At 55.9% G+C, this 18491-nt stretch carries 16 protein-coding genes; 14 read left to right on the top strand and 2 right to left on the bottom strand.

Annotation, left to right across the window (positions count from 1 at the left end; translation table 11 throughout):
- Nucleotides 1-106: 106 nt before the first annotated feature.
- Nucleotides 107-1804 (bottom strand): nitrate/nitrite two-component system sensor histidine kinase NarQ, encoded by a 1698-nt coding sequence (gene narQ / locus IMQ48_RS13815; protein ID WP_196209488.1) that lies wholly within the window; start codon nucleotides 1802-1804, stop codon nucleotides 107-109.
- 460 nt (nucleotides 1805-2264) lie between these two features.
- Between narQ and aegA the strand changes: the two genes are divergently transcribed.
- The 3 genes from aegA (at nucleotide 2265) to IMQ48_RS13800 (ending at nucleotide 6054) form a co-directional block, all read left to right on the top strand.
- Nucleotides 2265-4244, top strand: a complete 1980-nt coding sequence (gene aegA / locus IMQ48_RS13810) for a formate-dependent uric acid utilization protein AegA (protein ID WP_196209487.1) — start codon at nucleotides 2265-2267, stop codon at nucleotides 4242-4244.
- 67 nt (nucleotides 4245-4311) lie between these two features.
- A complete protein-coding gene (gene nudK / locus IMQ48_RS13805; protein WP_196209486.1) occupies nucleotides 4312-4887 on the top strand; it encodes a GDP-mannose pyrophosphatase NudK in 576 nt (191 codons plus the stop codon).
- Nucleotides 4888-5010: 123 nt separating this feature from the next.
- Entirely contained in the window at nucleotides 5011-6054 is a 1044-nt protein-coding gene (locus IMQ48_RS13800) for a DUF1176 domain-containing protein (RefSeq protein ID WP_196209485.1), read from the top strand.
- Here the strand turns inward: IMQ48_RS13800 and tkt are convergent.
- Nucleotides 6044-8038 carry a transketolase gene (tkt, locus tag IMQ48_RS13795; protein ID WP_196209484.1) on the bottom strand — a complete coding sequence of 665 codons (1995 nt, stop codon included), beginning with the start codon at nucleotides 8036-8038 and terminating at the stop codon, nucleotides 6044-6046. The genes IMQ48_RS13800 and tkt overlap by 11 nt on opposite strands.
- Nucleotides 8039-8441: 403 nt before the next feature.
- Between tkt and maeB the strand changes: the two genes are divergently transcribed.
- The 11 genes from maeB to eutG all read left to right on the top strand — a co-directional run bounded on the left by maeB (nucleotide 8442) and on the right by eutG (nucleotide 18410).
- Entirely contained in the window at nucleotides 8442-10721 is a 2280-nt protein-coding gene (gene maeB, locus IMQ48_RS13790) for an NADP-dependent oxaloacetate-decarboxylating malate dehydrogenase (RefSeq protein ID WP_196209483.1), read from the top strand.
- Between the two features lie 159 nt (nucleotides 10722-10880).
- Entirely contained in the window at nucleotides 10881-11216 is a 336-nt protein-coding gene (eutS, locus tag IMQ48_RS13785) for an ethanolamine utilization microcompartment protein EutS (protein WP_196209482.1), read from the top strand.
- Between the two features lie 12 nt (nucleotides 11217-11228).
- Nucleotides 11229-11708, top strand: coding sequence for an ethanolamine utilization acetate kinase EutP (gene eutP / locus IMQ48_RS13780; RefSeq protein ID WP_096756223.1), 480 nt, complete (start codon nucleotides 11229-11231; stop codon nucleotides 11706-11708).
- Nucleotides 11686-12399, top strand: a complete 714-nt coding sequence (eutQ, locus tag IMQ48_RS13775; protein WP_137361929.1) for an ethanolamine utilization acetate kinase EutQ — start codon at nucleotides 11686-11688, stop codon at nucleotides 12397-12399. Before eutP ends, eutQ begins: the two co-directional genes overlap by 23 nt.
- Nucleotides 12400-12408: 9 nt before the next feature.
- On the top strand, nucleotides 12409-13212 hold the full coding sequence (eutT, locus tag IMQ48_RS13770) for an ethanolamine utilization cob(I)yrinic acid a,c-diamide adenosyltransferase EutT (protein WP_196209481.1): 804 nt from the start codon (nucleotides 12409-12411) through the stop codon (nucleotides 13210-13212).
- Complete coding sequence (gene pta / locus IMQ48_RS13765; protein WP_196209480.1) at nucleotides 13209-14225, top strand: phosphate acetyltransferase; 1017 nt, start codon at nucleotides 13209-13211, stop codon at nucleotides 14223-14225. Before eutT ends, pta begins: the two co-directional genes overlap by 4 nt.
- A gap of 38 nt (nucleotides 14226-14263) precedes the next feature.
- Nucleotides 14264-14557, top strand: coding sequence for an ethanolamine utilization microcompartment protein EutM (eutM, locus tag IMQ48_RS13760; RefSeq protein WP_135324804.1), 294 nt, complete (start codon nucleotides 14264-14266; stop codon nucleotides 14555-14557).
- A 121-nt stretch (nucleotides 14558-14678) separates the two neighbouring features.
- On the top strand, nucleotides 14679-14966 hold the full coding sequence (gene eutN / locus IMQ48_RS13755) for an ethanolamine utilization microcompartment protein EutN (RefSeq protein WP_196209479.1): 288 nt from the start codon (nucleotides 14679-14681) through the stop codon (nucleotides 14964-14966).
- An 11-nt stretch (nucleotides 14967-14977) separates the two neighbouring features.
- Nucleotides 14978-16381, top strand: coding sequence for an aldehyde dehydrogenase family protein (locus tag IMQ48_RS13750; protein WP_196209478.1), 1404 nt, complete (start codon nucleotides 14978-14980; stop codon nucleotides 16379-16381).
- Nucleotides 16382-16393: 12 nt separating this feature from the next.
- A complete protein-coding gene (eutJ, locus tag IMQ48_RS13745; protein WP_196209477.1) occupies nucleotides 16394-17233 on the top strand; it encodes an ethanolamine utilization protein EutJ in 840 nt (279 codons plus the stop codon).
- The gene (gene eutG, locus IMQ48_RS13740; RefSeq protein WP_115257818.1) at nucleotides 17223-18410 is read left to right on the top strand and encodes an ethanolamine utilization ethanol dehydrogenase EutG; all 1188 of its coding nucleotides are present in this window, start codon (nucleotides 17223-17225) and stop codon (nucleotides 18408-18410) included. Before eutJ ends, eutG begins: the two co-directional genes overlap by 11 nt.
- Nucleotides 18411-18491: the final 81 nt, after the last annotated feature.

Genomic DNA, 18491 nt, shown 5'->3' with positions numbered 1-18491 from the left:
TGGAGAAAAAAAGAAGATAATGTAAATTATCATGCGCGTTTACAGCGTACCTTTCGTGCCAACGCCGTCTGGCCTGGATACAGGCTTTCCGGCGCTTTGCCGTTCTTTACGTTTGCTGACTTTCCGTCTCTGCCGATCGAAAACTGATACTGACCAGCGTTCCTCCTCCTGAAGGTTGGGAGAAGGTCAATGTACCGCTGAGTCTTTCCGCGCGCTCACGCATAATATTTAAACCGTAGTGCCCCGCTGGTTCTTGCGGTTCACCGATGCCGACGCCGTTATCGCGGATATACACGGTATGATTCCCATCCGGTGCGGTCACGCAACTGACGGCAATTTCGCTCGCACTGGCGTGTTTAATGGCGTTCAACACCGCTTCGCGGATGATCTGCAACAGATGCACCTGCATTTGCGCATCCAGCGCCAGCGTCGGTAACCGGCAATCGAGCGTCAGTTTAGCCGATGTTTGGTTTTGCAGCGTTTCCAGCATTTCATGCAGGGCTGAGGGAAGATCGGCTTGCTGCAAGGTCAAGCGGAAAGTGGTGAGCAGCTCGCGCAGTTGACGATACGCATCGTTCAACGCCTGGGAGAAATCGGCCATGATACTCTGCGCCGGGGCGTTATCTTCCGGGATTGAACGCTTCAGTAGCGTTAACTGAATGCGTAAATAAGAAAGCACCTGCGCCAGCGAGTCGTGGAGTTCACGCGCGATGGTCGCTCGTTCTTCCATTAACAACAGCTGCTGAAAATGTTTTTGCGCCTGGTTGAAGTACAGGCCGCGTCCCAGCATGGTTGACACACTATTAAGCAGCGGCGTAGACGCACTCACGTTAGGGCTTTGCCAGTGTAGTTCGCCATAGACGGTGTCCTGCATGGTGACCGGCAGGATCTGCATCGGCAGTTCGGGGCTTTTAGTCCCTTCGCTAATCCGCCAGTTATCACCGACGGTGAGTTCCAGGAAATATGCGGCGTCGTGCTCGCGGACAATTTGTAAAATATGGCGGAAGCAGTGCACGTCAATTTGGCTGGTATTCAGTGCCTGGGAACACTGATACAGCACCTCCAGGCGGCGATTGGCTTCGTGAAGATCGTGTGTTTTCTCCGCCACGGAGGCTTCCAGCGAGCGGTACAGTTTATGTAACTCACTCGACATCTGGCTAAACGTCTTCGCCAGCAGCCCCAGTTCGTTGGGTAAGCCGGTATCCAGAGCCGGGATATCAAACTGACCGTGTTCAATGTGCTGGCTGGCCATCACCAGCTTATTCAGCGGACGGACCACCTGCTGGCGAATCCGCCGCAGAGTAAAGAACACCAGCGTGAATATGCCGATCCCCCCCGCCAGCGAAATACCAAACACCAGCATGACTTTACGCTCAGCATAATGCTGCAGCGCCAGCACGAAGAGGTCTATTTGATCGACATAATTGTTGATATTAGCCTGATACCAGTGCAAATCGCCGCTTATCAATCGGGCGTTCATTTCCAGCCAGTTTGCATGCAGACGTCCATAGCGGCTTTTTACCGCTTCTGGAACATACCAGGCGTTTAGATTTTGTAATGCCGGCGCGTTTAACGCCTGCTGAAAAAGCTGGCGGTGGGCGTTGATCTGCGGGCTTTGGCTTTGCAGGTCATACCCCAGCCGATAGCTTTGCATACGCAAGGAACCGGCAATATTAATTGCCTCCGCGTCGCGCAAACTGCTGGTTAGCGTAAGCAGCGCAATACCCGTAGAGAGAATTGATAGCAGCACGATGTAGAAAAAAGCCTTGGCTAAACTGGCCGAGACAGGACGCTTTACCGTCACTCGCACATCCTCACACAATACGTGTCGTGCCTGGATGCAGCCCGAACGATTCAGTGTATTTGGTAAATGTTAATAAAATCGCCATGAAACAGAATGGTAACTGAAACACAATTTCATATGCGATGAAATAAATTGATCTGCCACAGGTTCTGGATAAATAGTTGTGCTTTCTGGGCAAATGGACATTGCCGCTCGCTTCAGGGTCGGTTAATAACAACAGTCATATATACCCGTCATACTTCAAGTTGCATGTGCGTTAGCTACGTTCGTTCACCCCAGTCACATAGTTATCTATGCTCCTGGAGATTAATGAGGGACATCCATGTCCCTCACCGGAGGCCAGCCTTTGGCTGTTCAAATTCGTTCCTGACGAATTTGTCACTCACTTGCCGCCTTCATGCAACTCGAATTATTTTGGGGATAAAGAATAAGGTTTTTGCAACCAAAAAAGAAGGAAGCCATGAATCGTTTTATTATGGTCAACAGCCAACAGTGCCTGGGATGCCACGCCTGTGAGGTCGCCTGTGTCATGGCGCATAACGATGAGCAGCATGTCCTGAGCCAACGGCATTTTCAGCCGCGCATTACCGTCATCAAACATCAACATCAGCGCAGTGCAGTGACCTGTCGGCACTGCGAGGATGCGCCCTGTGCCAGAAGCTGTCCTAATGGTGCAATAAGTCACGACAATGACAGCGTACAGGTGAACGCGAAAAAGTGTATTGGCTGTAAATCCTGTGTCGTAGCCTGTCCTTTTGGCACGATGCAGATCGTACTCACTCCCGTGGCGAAAGGAAAGGTGAAAGCGACCGCGCATAAGTGCGATTTGTGCCAGGGACGGGAAGAGGGACCGGCCTGCGTCGAGAATTGTCCGGCGCAGGCGCTACAACTGGTGACGGAAACATCGCTGACAGGCCTGTCAAAAGCGCGCAGGCTGCGCGCAGCCAGTCAGGAGTGTCAACCCTGGCATGCGATTGCTACCGAAATAACGCCGCATGTCACCAATAAAGTTGAACAAATGCAGGCCACGCCTGTGCGCGGTGAGCCCGATAAACTGGAAATTGAAGCCCGCAAAACCAGCTTTGATGAGATTTATTTGCCGTTCCGTACGGTGCAGGCTGAACGGGAAGTCTCCCGCTGCCTGAAATGCGGTGAGCACAGTATTTGCGAGTGGACGTGTCCGCTGCACAACCATATTCCCCAGTGGATCGAACTGGTGAAAGCCGGAAACATTGACGCTGCGGTCGAGCTTTCGCACCAGACCAACTGTCTGCCGGAAATCACCGGACGCGTCTGCCCGCAGGACCGGCTCTGCGAAGGTGCCTGCACGGTACGTGATGAACACGGTGCGGTCACCATTGGCAATATTGAACGTTACATCTCCGACCGCGCGCTGAGCAAAGGGTGGCGACCGGACTTAAGCCATGTACAGAAAGTCGATAAACGGGTCGCCATTATCGGTGCCGGTCCTGCGGGTCTGGCCTGTGCGGATGTGTTAGCCCGCAACGGCGTCAGCGCCACCGTCTTCGATCGCCATCCAGAAATTGGCGGCTTACTGACGTTTGGTATTCCGGCCTTCAAACTGGATAAATCATTGCTGGCGCGCCGTCGCGAAATCTTCAGTGCCATGGGTATTCATTTCGAGCTGAACTGTGAGGTCGGCAAGGACGTGACGCTGGCCGCGTTGCTGGAAGACTACGATGCGGTGTTCGTGGGTGTCGGGACCTATCGTTCGATGAAAGCGGATCTGCCGAATGAAGACGCGCCTGGCGTGTATGACGCGCTGCCGTTCCTGATTGCCAACACCAAACAGGTGATGGGACTGGATGAACTGTCGGAAGAGCCGTTTATTGACACTGCCGGACTGAACGTCGTGGTGCTCGGCGGCGGCGATACGGCCATGGACTGCGTACGTACCGCGTTGCGCCATGGCGCAAGTCAGGTCACCTGCGCTTATCGTCGGGATGAGGCCAACATGCCTGGCTCGAAAAAAGAGGTCAAAAATGCCCGCGAAGAGGGGGCTAACTTTGAGTTTAACGTCCAGCCGGTTGAGCTGGTGCTGAATGCCGAAGGGCGTGTCAGCGGCGTGCGTTTCTTACGTACCCAGCTCGGTGAGGCTGATGCACAGGGGCGTCGTCGTCCGGTTCCCATCGCCGGGAGTGAATTTGTGATGCCTGCCGATGCGGTGATCATGGCGTTTGGCTTTCATCCACACGGCATGCCGTGGCTGGAGGCGCACGGCGTGAAGGTCGATAGCTGGGGACGTATTGCTGCTGATGTTGAGAGTGCCTACCGTTATCAAACCACGAACCCGAAGATTTTTGCCGGGGGGGACGCGGTGCGCGGAGCCGATCTGGTGGTGACGGCGATGGCAGAAGGGCGTCATGCCGCGCAGGGGATCGTCGACTGGTTGGGTATAAAATCAGTTAAATCTCACTAAGCTGGGGTCAAGACAAACCCGGTTTCACGGCGTAGTATTATTGCTCACTTCTCGCCGTGGAGCCGGTATGTCGCAAAAAATTACCCTCATCAAAGACAAAGTCCTTTCCGATAACTACTTCATCCTGCGCAATATCACCTATGAACTGACCCGTAGCAACGGCGAGGTCATCCGCCACAAACGCGAGGTTTACGATCGCGGTAACGGGGCCACCATCTTGCTGTATAACCCGGAGAAAAAGACCGTGGTGCTGATCCGCCAGTTTCGCGTCGCGACCTGGGTCAACGGCAACGAAAGCGGACAGCTGATTGAAACCTGCGCCGGACTGCTGGACAACGACGAGCCGGAAGCCTGCATTCGCAAAGAGGCGATAGAAGAGACCGGGTATGAAGTGGGTGAGGTGCGTAAACTGTTTGAGTTGTACATGTCGCCGGGCGGCGTGACCGAATTAATCCACTTTTTTATCGCGCAGTACAGTGACAGTCAGCGGGCAAATGCCGGCGGCGGCGTTGAAGATGAAGATATTGAGGTTCTCGAGCTCCCCTTCACGCAGGCGCTGGAAATGATCAAAACCGGCGAGATCCGTGATGGTAAAACGGTGTTGTTGCTGAATTATTTGCAGTCGTCACATCTCATGGACTAATGATCGAGATTTATATTTCTTTACAAAATAACGGCCAATCCGACGATTCTGATTGAGCCTCGCCAGTCGCGCAAGGAAGATACGGCTCAGGTTGTTGGTTTTGACTTCGGGGTTGTACCGTCCATGCGCTATCGCGTTATTTTCATCTTTCTGCTCGGTTTGCTGCCGGTCCGCTTTTTGTGGGCGGCTCCTGCGCAGCAGGCATTTTCCGACTGGCAGGTGACCTGCAATAACCAGAATTTTTGCGTGGCGCGCAATACCGGTGAACATCACGGCCTGGTGATGACCCTAAGCCGCAGCGCCGGGGCGCATACCGACGCGGTGCTGCGCATCGAACTGGGGGGGTTGGACTCTCCAGATGCTAAAGAGACGGAGATTGCGCCGCGTCTGCTGCTCGACGGCGCACCGCTGCCGTTGACCGGTGAACACTGGAACATTACGCCCTGGCATCTGATGACTGACGATCCTGCCACTATTAGCGCCTTTTTACAGACCGTGCAAAACGCGCAGGCTATTACCCTGCAAAAAGGTGTACAAGCCCTGTCGCTGACAGGGCTGAAAGCTGCACTGCTGTTTATTGACGCGCAGCAAAAACGTGTAGGCAGTGAAACCGCCTGGATCGAAAAAGGTGACGAACCGCCGCTCAGCGTGCCACCGGCACCTGCCCTGAAAGGCGTGGCCATCGTTAACCCCACGCCAACTCCGCTGTCTCAACAAGAGCGCAACGATCTGCTGGATTACGGAAACTGGCGGATAAACGGGTTACGCTGCTCGCTCGATCCGATGCGCCGTGAGATGAGAGTCTCTGCGTTAACGGACGACAAAGCGCTGCTGATGATAGGCTGCGAGGCTGGGGCGTATAACACCATCGATTTGGCATGGATTGTTTCCCGCAGTAAACCGCTGACCTCCCGCTCTGTGCGGTTGAGTCTGCCATTTAAAACGGATGCAGAAAGCAATGATATGGAGTTGACCAATGCTGTGTTCGATGAAAAATCGCGCGAGCTGATTACGCTCGCCAGGGGCCGCGGATTGTCGGACTGCGGGATCCAGACGCGCTGGCGTTTTGACGGCCAGCGTTTTCGTCTGGTGCGTTATGCGCAGGAGCCAAGCTGTGATAACTGGCATGGCCCCGACGCCTGGCCCACATTGTGGATCACCCGTTAAGCACCTTATGTGCTTTTTCGACAATGTTCTCCACCGTAAAGCCGAAAAACGGGAATAATTTGTCCGCCGGGGCGGATTCCCCATAGCCGGTCATGCCAACAATCGCGCCTTTCAGCCCGACGTATTTGTACCAGTAGTCGGCAATGCCCGCTTCGACCGCCACGCGCGCGCTGACGTTTGCCGGCAGGACCGATTCACGGTATGCCTCATCCTGGGCGTCGAAGATATCCGTTGAGGGCAGGGAGACCACGCGAACGTTGTGCCCTTCCCCCGTCAATTTCTCCGCCGCCAGCAGGGTGATCTCCATCTCTGACCCGGTAGCAATCAGGATAATATCCGGCTTCCCGCCGCCGTCTTTCAGTACGTAGCCGCCGCGGGCAATCTCTTTGACCTGCTCAGGCGTGCGTTCAACCTGTGCCAGGTTCTGCCTGGAAAGGATCAGCGCCGTGGGACCGTTATGGCGCTCAACGGCCAGCTTCCAGCCCACCGCCGCTTCAACCTGATCGCACGGACGCCAGGTGCTGAAGTTGGGCGTCAGGCGCAGGCTGGCGAGTTGCTCCACCGCCTGGTGAGTCGGACCGTCTTCCCCCAGACCAATCGAGTCGTGGGTATAGACCATGATTTGCCGGGCCTTCATCAGCGCTGCCATGCGTGCGGCGTTACGGGCGTATTCGACAAACATCAAGAAGGTGGCGGTATACGGGACAAACCCGCCATGATGGGCGATGCCGTTGGCAATGGCGGTCATGCCAAATTCACGCACGCCGTAGTGAATGTAATTCCCGGCCGGGTCGTCTTTCAGCGAGGTTGATCCTTTCCAGATGGTCAGGTTGCTGGGAGCGAGATCGGCAGAGCCGCCAAGCAGCTCAGGCAGCATTGGGCCGTAAACGTTGAGGGTGTTTTGCGATGCCTTACGGGTGGCAATTTTGGCCGGATTGGCCTGCAATTCGCTAATGTATTTCTCGGTGCTCTTTTCCCACTCTTTTGGTAACTCACCACGCATCCGACGGGTAAACTCTGCCGCCAGTTCCGGGTGTGTTTGTTGGTAAGCTGAGAATTTTGCTTTCCAGTCCTGCTGGGCTTTTTCGCCTTTTTCCCGCGCGTCCCAGGCGTGGTAGATCTCCTTGGGGATGTGAAAGGCGGGATGATGCCAGCCCAGCTTCTGGCGGGTCAGTGCCACTTCTTCTTCACCCAGCGCCGCGCCGTGCGCCTCTTCTTTTCCGGCCTTATTCGGCGAGCCAAAGCCAATTACCGTCCGGCAGATAATTAACGACGGCTTATCGGTTACGCTTTGGGCTTCCAGAATAGCTTTCTTCACCGCCTCAGGATCGTGTCCGTCTATCTCGTGCACCACATGCCAGTGATACGCTTCAAAGCGCTTCGCGGTATCGTCGGTAAACCAGCCTTTGGTCTCGCCATCAATCGAGATGCCATTGTGGTCGTAAAAGCCGATCAGCTTGCCCAACCCGAGCGTTCCCGCCAGCGAACAGACTTCGTGAGAAATCCCCTCCATCAGGCAGCCGTCGCCCATAAAAACATAGGTGAAATGGCTGACAATCTCATGGCCCGGCTGATTAAACTGCGCGGCCAGCGTTCGTTCGGCCACCGCCAGCCCGACGGCGTTCGCCAGGCCCTGACCCAACGGCCCGGTGGTGGTTTCCACTCCCGGCGTGTAGCCCAGTTCCGGGTGTCCGGGCGTTTTTGAATGCAGCTGGCGGAAGTTCTTTAACTCTTCCAACGGCAGGTCGTAACCGGAAAGATGCAGCAGGCTGTAAAGCAGCATTGAGGCGTGACCGTTGGACAAAATAAACCGATCACGATCGTACCAGTGAGGATCGCTCGGATTATGGCGGAGAAAATCGTTCCACAGCACTTCGGCGATATCGGCCATGCCCATCGGTGCGCCGGGATGTCCGGAGTTGGCTTTCTGGACCGCATCCATACTCAGCGCACGAATGGCATTGGCAAGCTCTTTACGGGTCATAGGAAATACTCCTTGAAAAGTAAAGCGTTAGAGCGTGTGTTGATTCACACTTTTGGAGAATTTGCAGGCGTTGTCAGCAAAAAGCATAGCAGACAGGCATGGTATTGCTGGCTTAAGCAGGTAACATGGCTGTTATAAATTGATAACAAATTCTTTCTTTGAGTAGTGAGAGTTTGGAGACCTTCAAAGTTTGCGCCGCTAACTGAGGTGATAATGTGCGGCTCAATATACCCGTCATACTTCAAGTTGCATGTTCGTTGGCTACGCTCGCTCACCCCAGTCACATAGTTCGCTATGTTCCTGGGGATTCACTCCCTTGCCGCCTTCATGCAACTCGAATTATCTAGGGTATAGAAGGGTTACCTGCGCACTTTTTTGATCGATACGTGAAAGGAACAACAAGATGGATGACCAGTTAAAACAAAGCGCCCTCGATTTCCACGAATTTCCAGTACCAGGCAAAATTCAGGTTTCTCCGACCAAACCCCTTGCCACCCAACGTGACCTCGCGCTGGCCTATTCACCCGGTGTTGCGGCCCCGTGTCTGGAGATTGAAAAAGACCCGCTGGCAGCCTACAAATATACCGCGCGCGGCAACCTGGTGGCGGTGATTTCCAACGGTACTGCGGTACTGGGGCTGGGCAACATTGGTGCGCTGGCCGGCAAACCGGTGATGGAAGGGAAAGGCGTTCTGTTTAAGAAATTCGCCGGGATTGACGTGTTCGATATTGAAGTCGACGAACTCGATCCGGATAAATTTATTAACGTGGTGGCGGCCCTTGAGCCGACGTTTGGCGGCATCAACCTCGAAGATATCAAAGCGCCGGAGTGCTTCTACATTGAGCAAAAGCTGCGTGAGCGCATGAATATTCCGGTATTCCACGACGACCAGCACGGCACGGCCATCATCAGCACCGCCGCGATCCTTAACGGCCTGCGGGTGGTGGAGAAGAATATCTCTGATGTGCGCATGGTGGTGTCTGGTGCGGGCGCGGCGGCGATTGCCTGTATGAACCTGCTGGTGGCGCTGGGTATGCAGAAACACAACATCGTGGTCTGCGACTCCAAAGGCGTGATTTACAAAGATCGCGAACCGAACATGGCTGAAACCAAAGCAGCCTACGCGGTGGAAGATGACGGCAAGCGTACACTGGATGACGTGATTGACGGGGCTGACATCTTCCTTGGCTGTTCCGGTCCAAAAGTGCTGAGCCAGGAGATGGTCAAGAAAATGGCGCGTGCGCCGATGATTCTGGCGCTGGCCAACCCGGAACCGGAAATTCTGCCGCCACTGGCGAAAGAAGTGCGTTCCGACGCCATTATCTGTACCGGTCGCTCCGACTACCCGAACCAGGTCAACAACGTCCTGTGCTTCCCGTTCATCTTCCGCGGTGCGCTGGATGTGGGTGCCACCGCCATCAACGAAGAGATGAAACTGGCGGCGGTACACGCCATCGCGGAACTGGCACATGCTGAGCAGAGCGAAGTGGTGGCCTCCGCCTATGGCGATCAGGACCTGAGCTTTGGCCCGGAATATATCATTCCTAAACCGTTTGACCCGCGCCTGATTGTCAAAATTGCGCCGGCGGTAGCGAAAGCTGCAATGGACTCCGGCGTGGCAACGCGCCCGATTGCCGACTTTGATGCGTACATCGATAAGCTGAGTGAGTTTGTCTACAAAACCAACCTGTTCATGAAGCCGATTTTCTCGCTGGCACGCAAAGCGCCGAAGCGCGTGGTGCTGACGGAAGGAGAAGAGGCGCGTGTGCTGCATGCGACCCAGGAATTGATCACCTTAGGCCTGGCGAAGCCGATCCTGATTGGCCGTCCGAGTGTGATCGAAATGCGCATCCAGAAACTGGGGCTGCAGATCAAAGCTGGCGTTGATTTTGAGATCGTCAACAATGAATCCGATCCGCGCTTTAAAGAGTACTGGAGTGAGTATTACCAGATCATGAAGCGCCGGGGGATCACCCAGGAGCAGGCGCAGCGTGCGGTGATTGCCAACACCACGGTGATCGGTGCGATCATGGTGCAACGCGGTGAAGCGGATGCGATGATCTGCGGCACGATTGGCGACTATCACGAGCACTTTAGCGTAGTGAACGCGGTATTCGGTCACCGCGACGGCGTGCATACGGCGGGGGCGATGAATGCGTTGTTGCTGCCAAGTGGCAACACCTTTATTGCCGATACCTACGTTAACGATGACCCGACGCCGGATCAGCTGGCGGAAATCGCCGTGATGGCGGCCGAAACCGTACGGCGTTTTGGTATCGAACCGAAGGTGGCATTGCTGTCGCACTCCAACTTTGGCTCTTCCAACTGTCCGTCGGCCAGCAAAATGCGCGCTGCGCTGGAGCTTATCAAGGCGCGTGCGCCAGAATTGATGATCGACGGTGAGATGCACGGTGACGCCGCGCTGGTAGAAAGCATCCGTAATGACCGCATGCCGGACAGCCCGCTGAAAGGCGCCGCCAATATTCTGGTGATGCCGAATATGGAAGCGGCGCGTATTAGTTACAACTTACTACGCGTGTCCAGCTCAGAAGGCGTAACGGTCGGCCCGGTGCTGATGGGTGTGGCGAAACCGGTTCATGTATTAACGCCGATCGCTTCTGTTCGTCGTATCGTGAATATGGTGGCGCTGGCGGTTGTAGAAGCGCAAACACAGCCGCTGTAATTTCACTTTAATTAATTCCGGCGCGGGTTTCTCCCGCGCCTTTTTATTTCCCCTTTCTTAGTGATCTCCCTCACCTTTTAAACCTGGTTGCCGAATTTTGTTATTTACTCTGACGAAAAATTGCCACGATGGGGTCAGTTTTAGCAGAGGCGGTGAGCAATGGAAAAAGAACGCATCATCCAGGAATTTGTGCCGGGGAAACAGGTCACGCTGGCGCATCTGATTGCGCACCCCGGTGAAGAGTTGGCGAAAAAGATCGGCGTTCCCGAATCTGGCGCCATTGGCATCATGACCTTAACGCCGGGTGAAACGGCGATGATCGCCGGTGACTTAGCCTTGAAAGCGGCGGATGTACATATCGGTTTTCTCGATAGATTTAGCGGTGCGCTGGTGATCTACGGCTCTGTAGGTGCAGTGGAAGAGGCGTTGCTCCAGACGGTGAGCGGTCTGGGTCGGTTATTAAATTTCACTTTGTGCAACCTGACAAAAAGTTAATCAGAGGCGGCGATGAAACGTATTGCGTTTGTCGGTACGGTGGGGGCGGGAAAAACCACGCTCTTTAATGCGCTCCAGGGAAATTATTCCCTCGCCAGAAAAACACAGGCTGTCGAGTTTAATGAAAACGGCGATATCGACACTCCGGGAGAATATTTTAGCCATCCGCGCTGGTATCACGCCTTAATTACCACGCTGCAGGATGTTGATACGTTGATTTATATACACGCGGCAAATGATTTAGAAAGTCGCTTACCTGCCGGGCTGTTGGATATCGGCGCCAGTAAACGACAAATCGCCGTTATCAGCAAAACGGATGTGCCGGATGCCAATGTCGCCGCAACGCGACAATTACTTCGCGGGATAGGGTTTCAGGAGCCGATTTTTGAGCTCAATAGCCACGACCCAAGCAGTGTGCAGCACCTGGTGGATTATCTGACTGAGCTCAGCCAAAAGGAGGAAAGGGCAGGTGAAAAAACTCATCACAGCTAACGATATTCGTGCGGCCCACGCACGCGGTGAACAGGACGTATCGGTTGTTCTGCGCGCCAGCATCATCACCCCGGAGGCGCGCGAAGTTGCGGCGCTGCTGGGCGTCACTATCACGGAATGCGATGAATCCGCACCGGCAGCCGTATCAACGTCTACGGCAGCACCTGCTGCGGCGGATGACGGCAAAACGGAAAGCCAGCGTATTCGCGAAACCATCATTGCGCAGTTACCAGAAGGACAGTTTACCGAAAGCCTGGTCGCGCAGTTGATGGACAAAGTGATGAAGGAAAAACAGTCGCTGGAGCAGGGCGGAATGCAGCCGAGTTTTGCCTCGGTGACCGGTAAAGGTGGCGTCAAAGTCATTGACGGCAGCAGCGTCAAGTTTGGTCGTTTTGATGGTGCTCAGCCGCACTGCGTCGGCTTAACCGACTTAGTCACTGACCAGGACGGGAGTAGCATGGCCGCCGGGTTTATGCAGTGGGATAACGCATTTTTCCCATGGACGCTGAACTACGACGAAATTGACATGATTCTGGAAGGCGAGCTGCACGTTCGTCATGAAGGCGAAACCATGATTGCGAAGGCCGGGGATGTGATGTTTATCCCGAAAGGTTCCAGCATTGAGTTTGGTACGCCGACGACGGTGAAGTTCCTGTATGTGGCCTGGCCTGCGAACTGGCAGTCCTGCTAAGGCGGATGTATGAAGGATTTCATTACCGAAGCATGGCTCAGAGCGAATCATACGCTCAGCGAAGGGGCTGAAATTCATCTCCCCGCTGACGCTCGCCTGACGCCGTCTGCCCGGGAGTTGCTGGAAAGTCGTCGACTGCGCATTAAGTTTATCGATGAGCAGGGAAGCCTGTTTATCGACGACGAGCAGCAGCAGCCGCAGCCGGTGCATGGTTTAACCAGCAGCGATGCACACCCGCAGGCGAGCTGCGAGCTGTGTCATCAACCGGTGGCGAAGAAACCTGACACGCTGACGCATCTGACAGCGGACAAAATGGTCGCCAAAAGTGACCCGCGCCTGGGATTTCGCGCGGCGCTGGACAGCACCATTGCGCTGGCCGTGTGGTTACAGATTGAACTGGCCGAACCGTGGCAGCCGTGGCTGGCGGATATCCGCTCGCGCTTAGGCAACATTATGCGCGCCGACGCCATGGACGAACCTCTGGATGCGCAGGCCATTGTTGGCTTAAGCGACGGAGATTTACACCGGCTCTCGCATCAACCGCTGCGCTACCTGGACCACGACCATCTGGTGCCGGAAGCCAGCCATGGTCGTGATGCTGCACTGCTTAATTTGCTGCGCACCAAAGTCCGTGAAACGGAAACGGTGGCGGCGCAGGTGTTTATCACCCGTGGTTTTGACGTGTTGCGACCAGACATCCTGCAGGCGCTAAACCGTCTTTCGAGTACGGTTTACGTGATGATGATTTTGAGCGTGGCGAAGCATCCACTGAGCGTCAACCAAATCCAACAGCGATTAGGGGAGAAGTCATGATCATTGAACGCGCTCGCCAACTCGCCAAACGCTCACCTGCTCGGGTGGTGTTCCCGGATGCGCTGGATGTCCGGGTGCTAAAAGCCGCGAACTACCTGCATCAGCACGGTCTGGCTCGCCCCATTCTCGTCGCCAGCCCATTTGCATTGCGCCAGTTTGCCCTGAGCCACCGTGTGGCAATGGACGGTATTCAGGTTGTTGATCCGCAAAGCAATGTGCAGATGCGTGAAGAGTTTGCCCTGCGCTGGCTGGCCCGTGCGGGCGAAAAAACACCGCCGGATGCGCAGGAGAAGCTCAACGATCCGCTGATGTTTGCCGCCGCGATGGTCAGTGCTGGTAAAGCCGATGTCTGTATTGCTGGCAACCTGTCGTCAACGGCAAACGTGCTGCGCGCAGGATTGCGCATTATTGGCTTACAGCCGGGTTGCAAAACGCTGTCGTCGATTTTCCTGATGCTGCCGCAGTATCTCGGACCGTCATTAGGATTTGCCGATTGTAGCGTGGTGCCGCAGCCGACCGCCGCACAGCTGGCGGATATTGCCATCGCCAGCGCGGAAACCTGGCAGGCGATTACCGGTGAAGAGCCGCGCGTGGCCATGCTGTCGTTTTCAAGTAATGGCAGTGCCCGTCATCCCAACGTCGCTAACGTGCAGCAGGCGACGGATATCGTTCGTGAACGCGCCCCGCAGCTTACCGTCGACGGTGAACTGCAGTTTGATGCCGCTTTTGTACCGGATGTCGCCGCGCAAAAAGCGCCCGCCAGTCCGCTACAGGGCAATGCCAACGTGATGGTTTTCCCGTCGCTGGAGGCAGGTAATATTGGTTATAAAATCGCCCAGCGCCTGGGAGGGTATCGTGCCGTAGGCCCCTTAATTCAGGGACTTGCCGCACCGCTTCACGACCTCTCTCGCGGCTGTAGCGTGCAGGAAATTATCGAACTGGCGTTGGTGGCAGCTGTGCCGCGTCAGACTGAAATGAGTCGTGAAAGCGCCTCGCAAACACTGGTTGTTTAGGTCCCGTTCTGGACCCCTTCTACTAAGAGGAAAACACAATGGAAGCATTAGGAATGATTGAAACCCGGGGCCTGGTTGCACTGATTGAGGCTTCTGACGCAATGGTTAAAGCGGCACGCGTGAAACTGGTTGGTGTGAAGCAGATCGGTGGCGGCCTGTGTACTGCCATGGTTCGTGGTGATGTGGCCGCTTGCAAAGCAGCTACGGATGCCGGTGCTGCTGCTGCGCAGCGTATTGGTGAGCTGGTTTCTGTACACGTTATCCCGCGTCCGCATGGCGATCTGGAAGAAGTGTTCCCGATCAGCTTCAAAGGCGACAGCAGCGATATGTAAGTCGTCCATGTGACGCCACTGGATTGTTAAGAGAAAGCTGGCGTCACCCTCTCTCCTTTTCACATTACCTTCTGCGGAGGGTAGGGGGAGGTTTTACCTGAAATATGCCACGGAGGCGGGTATGAAACTGGCAATCGTCACAGGACAAATTGTTTGTACCGTACGCCATCAGGGGCTCGCGCACGACAAGTTGCTGATGGTGGAAATGATTGATGCCCAGGGAAATTCCGACGGGCAGTGTGCTGTTGCTACCGACAGCATCGGGGCGGGAACCGGAGAGTGGGTGCTGCTGGTCAGTGGAAGCTCTGCCCGCCAGGCGCACAGTAGTGACTCATCGCCTGTCGATTTGTGCGTGATTGGCATTGTCGATGAAGTGGTGGCAGGTGGTCAGGTGATCTTCCATAAATAAGGCAGAAAATCATGAATCAACAGGATATTGAACAGGTCGTGAAAGCGGTGCTGCTGAAAATGAAAGACAGCAGCCAACCCGTCAGTGCCGTTCAAGAAATGGGCGTCTTTGCCTCCCTGGATGACGCAGTGGCGGCAGCAAAACTGGCACAGCAGGAGCTGAAAAGCGTCGCTATGCGCCAGTTGGCCATCGCGGCTCTACGTGAAGCAGGCGAAAAACACGCCAGAGAATTAGCGGAATTTGCCGTCAGTGAAACCGGCATGGGACGCGTTGAAGATAAATTTGCCAAAAACGTGGCGCAGGCACGCGGCACGCCGGGCGTGGAATGCCTGTCTCCACAGGTACTGACCGGCGATAACGGCCTGACGCTGATTGAAAACGCGCCGTGGGGCGTGGTGGCATCGGTAACGCCGTCAACCAACCCGGCCGCGACCGTCATTAATAACGCCATCAGCCTGATTGCGGCGGGTAACAGCGTGGTCTTTGCGCCGCATCCGGCTGCAAAAGGTGTTTCTCAGCGTGCGATCGGTTTGCTTAACCAGGCGGTAGTCGCTGCGGGTGGTCCGGCAAACCTGCTGGTGACCGTTGCCAATCCGGATATCGAAACCGCTCAGCGTCTGTTCAAGTACCCAGGCATCGGCTTGCTGGTGGTGACCGGCGGCGAAGCGGTGGTGGAATCTGCACGTAAGCACACCAACAAACGTCTGATTGCTGCAGGTGCGGGTAACCCGCCAGTGGTGGTGGATGAAACCGCCGATCTGGCGCGCGCCGCGCAGTCCATCGTTAAAGGTGCGTCGTTTGATAACAACATCATCTGCGCCGATGAAAAAGTTCTGATCGTCGTGGATAGCGTTGCTGACGAGCTGATGCGTCTGATGGAAGGTCAGCACGCGGTCAAACTGACCACCGCCCAGGCTGAACAACTGCAGCCGGTGCTGCTGAAAAACGTCGATGAACGCGGTAAAGGCACGGTTAGCCGTGACTGGGTCGGACGCGATGCAGCCAAAATCGCCGCGGCGATCGGCCTGAATGTCCCGGAGCAAACCCGCTTGTTGTTCGTCGAAACCTCAGCCACACATCCGTTTGCAGTGACTGAACTGATGATGCCGGTGCTGCCGGTGGTGCGGGTGGCTAACGTTGACGAAGCCATTGCGCTGGCGGTCACCCTTGAAGGCGGTTGTCACCATACGGCGGCGATGCACTCACGCAACATCGACAACATGAACCGTATGGCTAACGCCATCGACACCAGCATTTTCGTCAAGAACGGACCGTGTATTGCCGGTCTTGGGCTTGGCGGCGAAGGCTGGACCACCATGACCATTACTACGCCAACCGGGGAAGGGGTGACCAGTGCGCGCACGTTTGTCCGCCTGCGTCGCTGTGTATTGGTGGATGCGTTTCGCATCGTATAAGGAGTGAAAGAGATGGCGCATGACGAACAACTGTGGCTCACACCCAGACTGCAAAAAGCAGCAACGCTGTGTAACCAGACGCCTGCCGCGAGTGATTCACCGCTGTGGTTGGGCATTGATTTGGGGACCTGTGATGTGGTGTCGATGGTTGTCGACAGTGAAGGACAGCCGGTTGCGGTTTGTCTGGACTGGGCCGACGTCGTGCGTGACGGCATCGTTTGGGATTTTTTCGGTGCCGTGACCATTGTTCGTCGCCATCTCGATACGCTCGAACAACAACTGGGTTGCCGCTTTACCCATGCGGCAACCTCGTTCCCGCCGGGAACGGATCCGCGTATCTCCATCAACGTGCTGGAATCTGCCGGACTTGAGGTTAGCCATGTGCTGGATGAGCCCACGGCTGTGGCGGATCTGCTTCAGCTGGATAACGCAGGCGTGGTGGATATCGGCGGTGGGACGACCGGTATTGCCATCGTGAAGCAGGGCAAAGTGACCTATTCCGCCGACGAAGCGACCGGCGGGCATCATATTTCTCTGACGCTGGCCGGGAATCGTCGTATTCAGCTGGAAGAGGCCGAACAGTACAAGCGCAGCAACGGCAAAGAAATCTGGCCGGTGGTGAAGCCGGTGTACGAAAAGATGGCGGAAATTGTCGCCCACCATATTGCCGGGCAGGGCGTCAGGGATTTATGGCTGGCCGGTGGGTCCTGTATGCAGCCGGGGGTTGATGAGCTGTTCCGTAAGCGTTTCCCGGAGCTGCAGGTGCATTTACCGCAGCACAGTCTGTTTATGACCCCGCTGGCGATTGCCAATAGCGGAAAAGTAAAAGCGGAAGGAATCTATGCAAGCTGAATTGCAGACCGCGCTCTTTCAGGCATTCGATGCCCTGAATCTGCAACGCGTAAAAACGTTCAGCGTTCCACCGGTCACGCTATGTGGACTGGGGGCGCTCAGCACCTGCGGGCAGGAAGCGCAAACGCGCGGGCTGACGCACATGTTCGTTATGGTGGATAGCTTCCTGCATGAGGCGGGAATGACCGCCTCACTGGAACGCAGCCTGGCGATGAAAGGCGTGGCGATGACGCTGTGGCCGTGCCCGGTCGGTGAGCCGTGCATCACTGACGTTTGCGCGGCGGTGGCACAGCTGCGCGAGTCAAAATGTGACGGTGTCGTGGCCTTCGGCGGCGGCTCGGTACTGGATGCCGCCAAAGCTGTCGCGTTGCTGGTAACCAACCCAACGCAGACGCTGGCAGACATGACGGAGAACAGCGTGCTGCGTCCTCGTTTGCCGCTGATTGCCGTGCCAACCACCGCCGGAACCGGGTCAGAAACCACCAACGTCACGGTGATTATCGACGCCGCTACCGGACTGAAAAAAGTGCTGGCCCACGCCACGCTGATGCCGGACGTCGCCATTCTCGATGCGGCGGTAACGGAAGGCGTACCGCCGCACGTGACGGCAATGACCGGCATCGATGCGCTGACCCACGCAGTGGAAGCCTACAGCGCGCTGAACGCGACGCCGTTTACGGACAGCCTGGCGATTGGCGCGATTGCGATGATCGGCAAATCGCTGCCGAAAGCGGTGGGTTACGGCCATGACCTGGCCGCGCGCGAAAGCATGTTACTGGCTTCCTGCATGGCGGGGATGGCTTTTTCCAGCGCAGGTTTGGGCTTGTGCCACGCGATGGCGCACCAGCCGGGGGCTGCGCTGCACATCCCGCACGGACAGGCTAACGCCATGCTGCTTCCTACGGTGATGGGGTTTAACCGCATGGTGTGCCGTGAACGCTTCAGCCACATCGGGCGGGCGTTAACCAATAAGAAATCAGACGATCGTGACGCGATCAGCGCGGTAATCGAGCTGATAGCCGAAGTGGGCCAGACCAAACGGCTCGCTGACGTGGGCGCGAAACCTGAGCATTACAGTACCTGGGCGCAAGCCGCACTGAACGATATTTGTATACGCAGCAACCCACGAACCGCCACGCAGGAACAGATTATCGACCTGTACGCGGCGGCACAATAAAGCATACCAGGACGTAGGCCGGATAAGGAGTTCGCACCGCCATCCAGCAACAACGCGACATCATTGCCGATGGCGTTGCGC

It is taken from the genome of Citrobacter sp. Res13-Sevr-PEB04-36, assembly GCF_015672735.1.
Taxonomy (GTDB): domain Bacteria; phylum Pseudomonadota; class Gammaproteobacteria; order Enterobacterales; family Enterobacteriaceae; genus Citrobacter.
Note: the sequence above shows the minus strand (reverse complement) of the source record. Positions and strands in the feature narration are given on the sequence as shown.

Coding starts and splice junctions, on each gene's coding strand:
- aegA (WP_196209487.1), top strand. CDS start 2,265: ATGAATCGTTTTATTATGGTCAACAGCCAACAGTGCCTGGGATGCCAC.
- nudK (WP_196209486.1), top strand. CDS start 4,312: ATGTCGCAAAAAATTACCCTCATCAAAGACAAAGTCCTTTCCGATAAC.
- IMQ48_RS13800 (WP_196209485.1), top strand. CDS start 5,011: ATGCGCTATCGCGTTATTTTCATCTTTCTGCTCGGTTTGCTGCCGGTC.
- tkt (WP_196209484.1), bottom strand. CDS start 8,038: ATGACCCGTAAAGAGCTTGCCAATGCCATTCGTGCGCTGAGTATGGAT.
- maeB (WP_196209483.1), top strand. CDS start 8,442: ATGGATGACCAGTTAAAACAAAGCGCCCTCGATTTCCACGAATTTCCA.
- eutS (WP_196209482.1), top strand. CDS start 10,881: ATGGAAAAAGAACGCATCATCCAGGAATTTGTGCCGGGGAAACAGGTC.
- eutP (WP_096756223.1), top strand. CDS start 11,229: ATGAAACGTATTGCGTTTGTCGGTACGGTGGGGGCGGGAAAAACCACG.
- eutT (WP_196209481.1), top strand. CDS start 12,409: ATGAAGGATTTCATTACCGAAGCATGGCTCAGAGCGAATCATACGCTC.
- pta (WP_196209480.1), top strand. CDS start 13,209: ATGATCATTGAACGCGCTCGCCAACTCGCCAAACGCTCACCTGCTCGG.
- eutM (WP_135324804.1), top strand. CDS start 14,264: ATGGAAGCATTAGGAATGATTGAAACCCGGGGCCTGGTTGCACTGATT.
- eutN (WP_196209479.1), top strand. CDS start 14,679: ATGAAACTGGCAATCGTCACAGGACAAATTGTTTGTACCGTACGCCAT.
- IMQ48_RS13750 (WP_196209478.1), top strand. CDS start 14,978: ATGAATCAACAGGATATTGAACAGGTCGTGAAAGCGGTGCTGCTGAAA.
- eutJ (WP_196209477.1), top strand. CDS start 16,394: ATGGCGCATGACGAACAACTGTGGCTCACACCCAGACTGCAAAAAGCA.
- eutG (WP_115257818.1), top strand. CDS start 17,223: ATGCAAGCTGAATTGCAGACCGCGCTCTTTCAGGCATTCGATGCCCTG.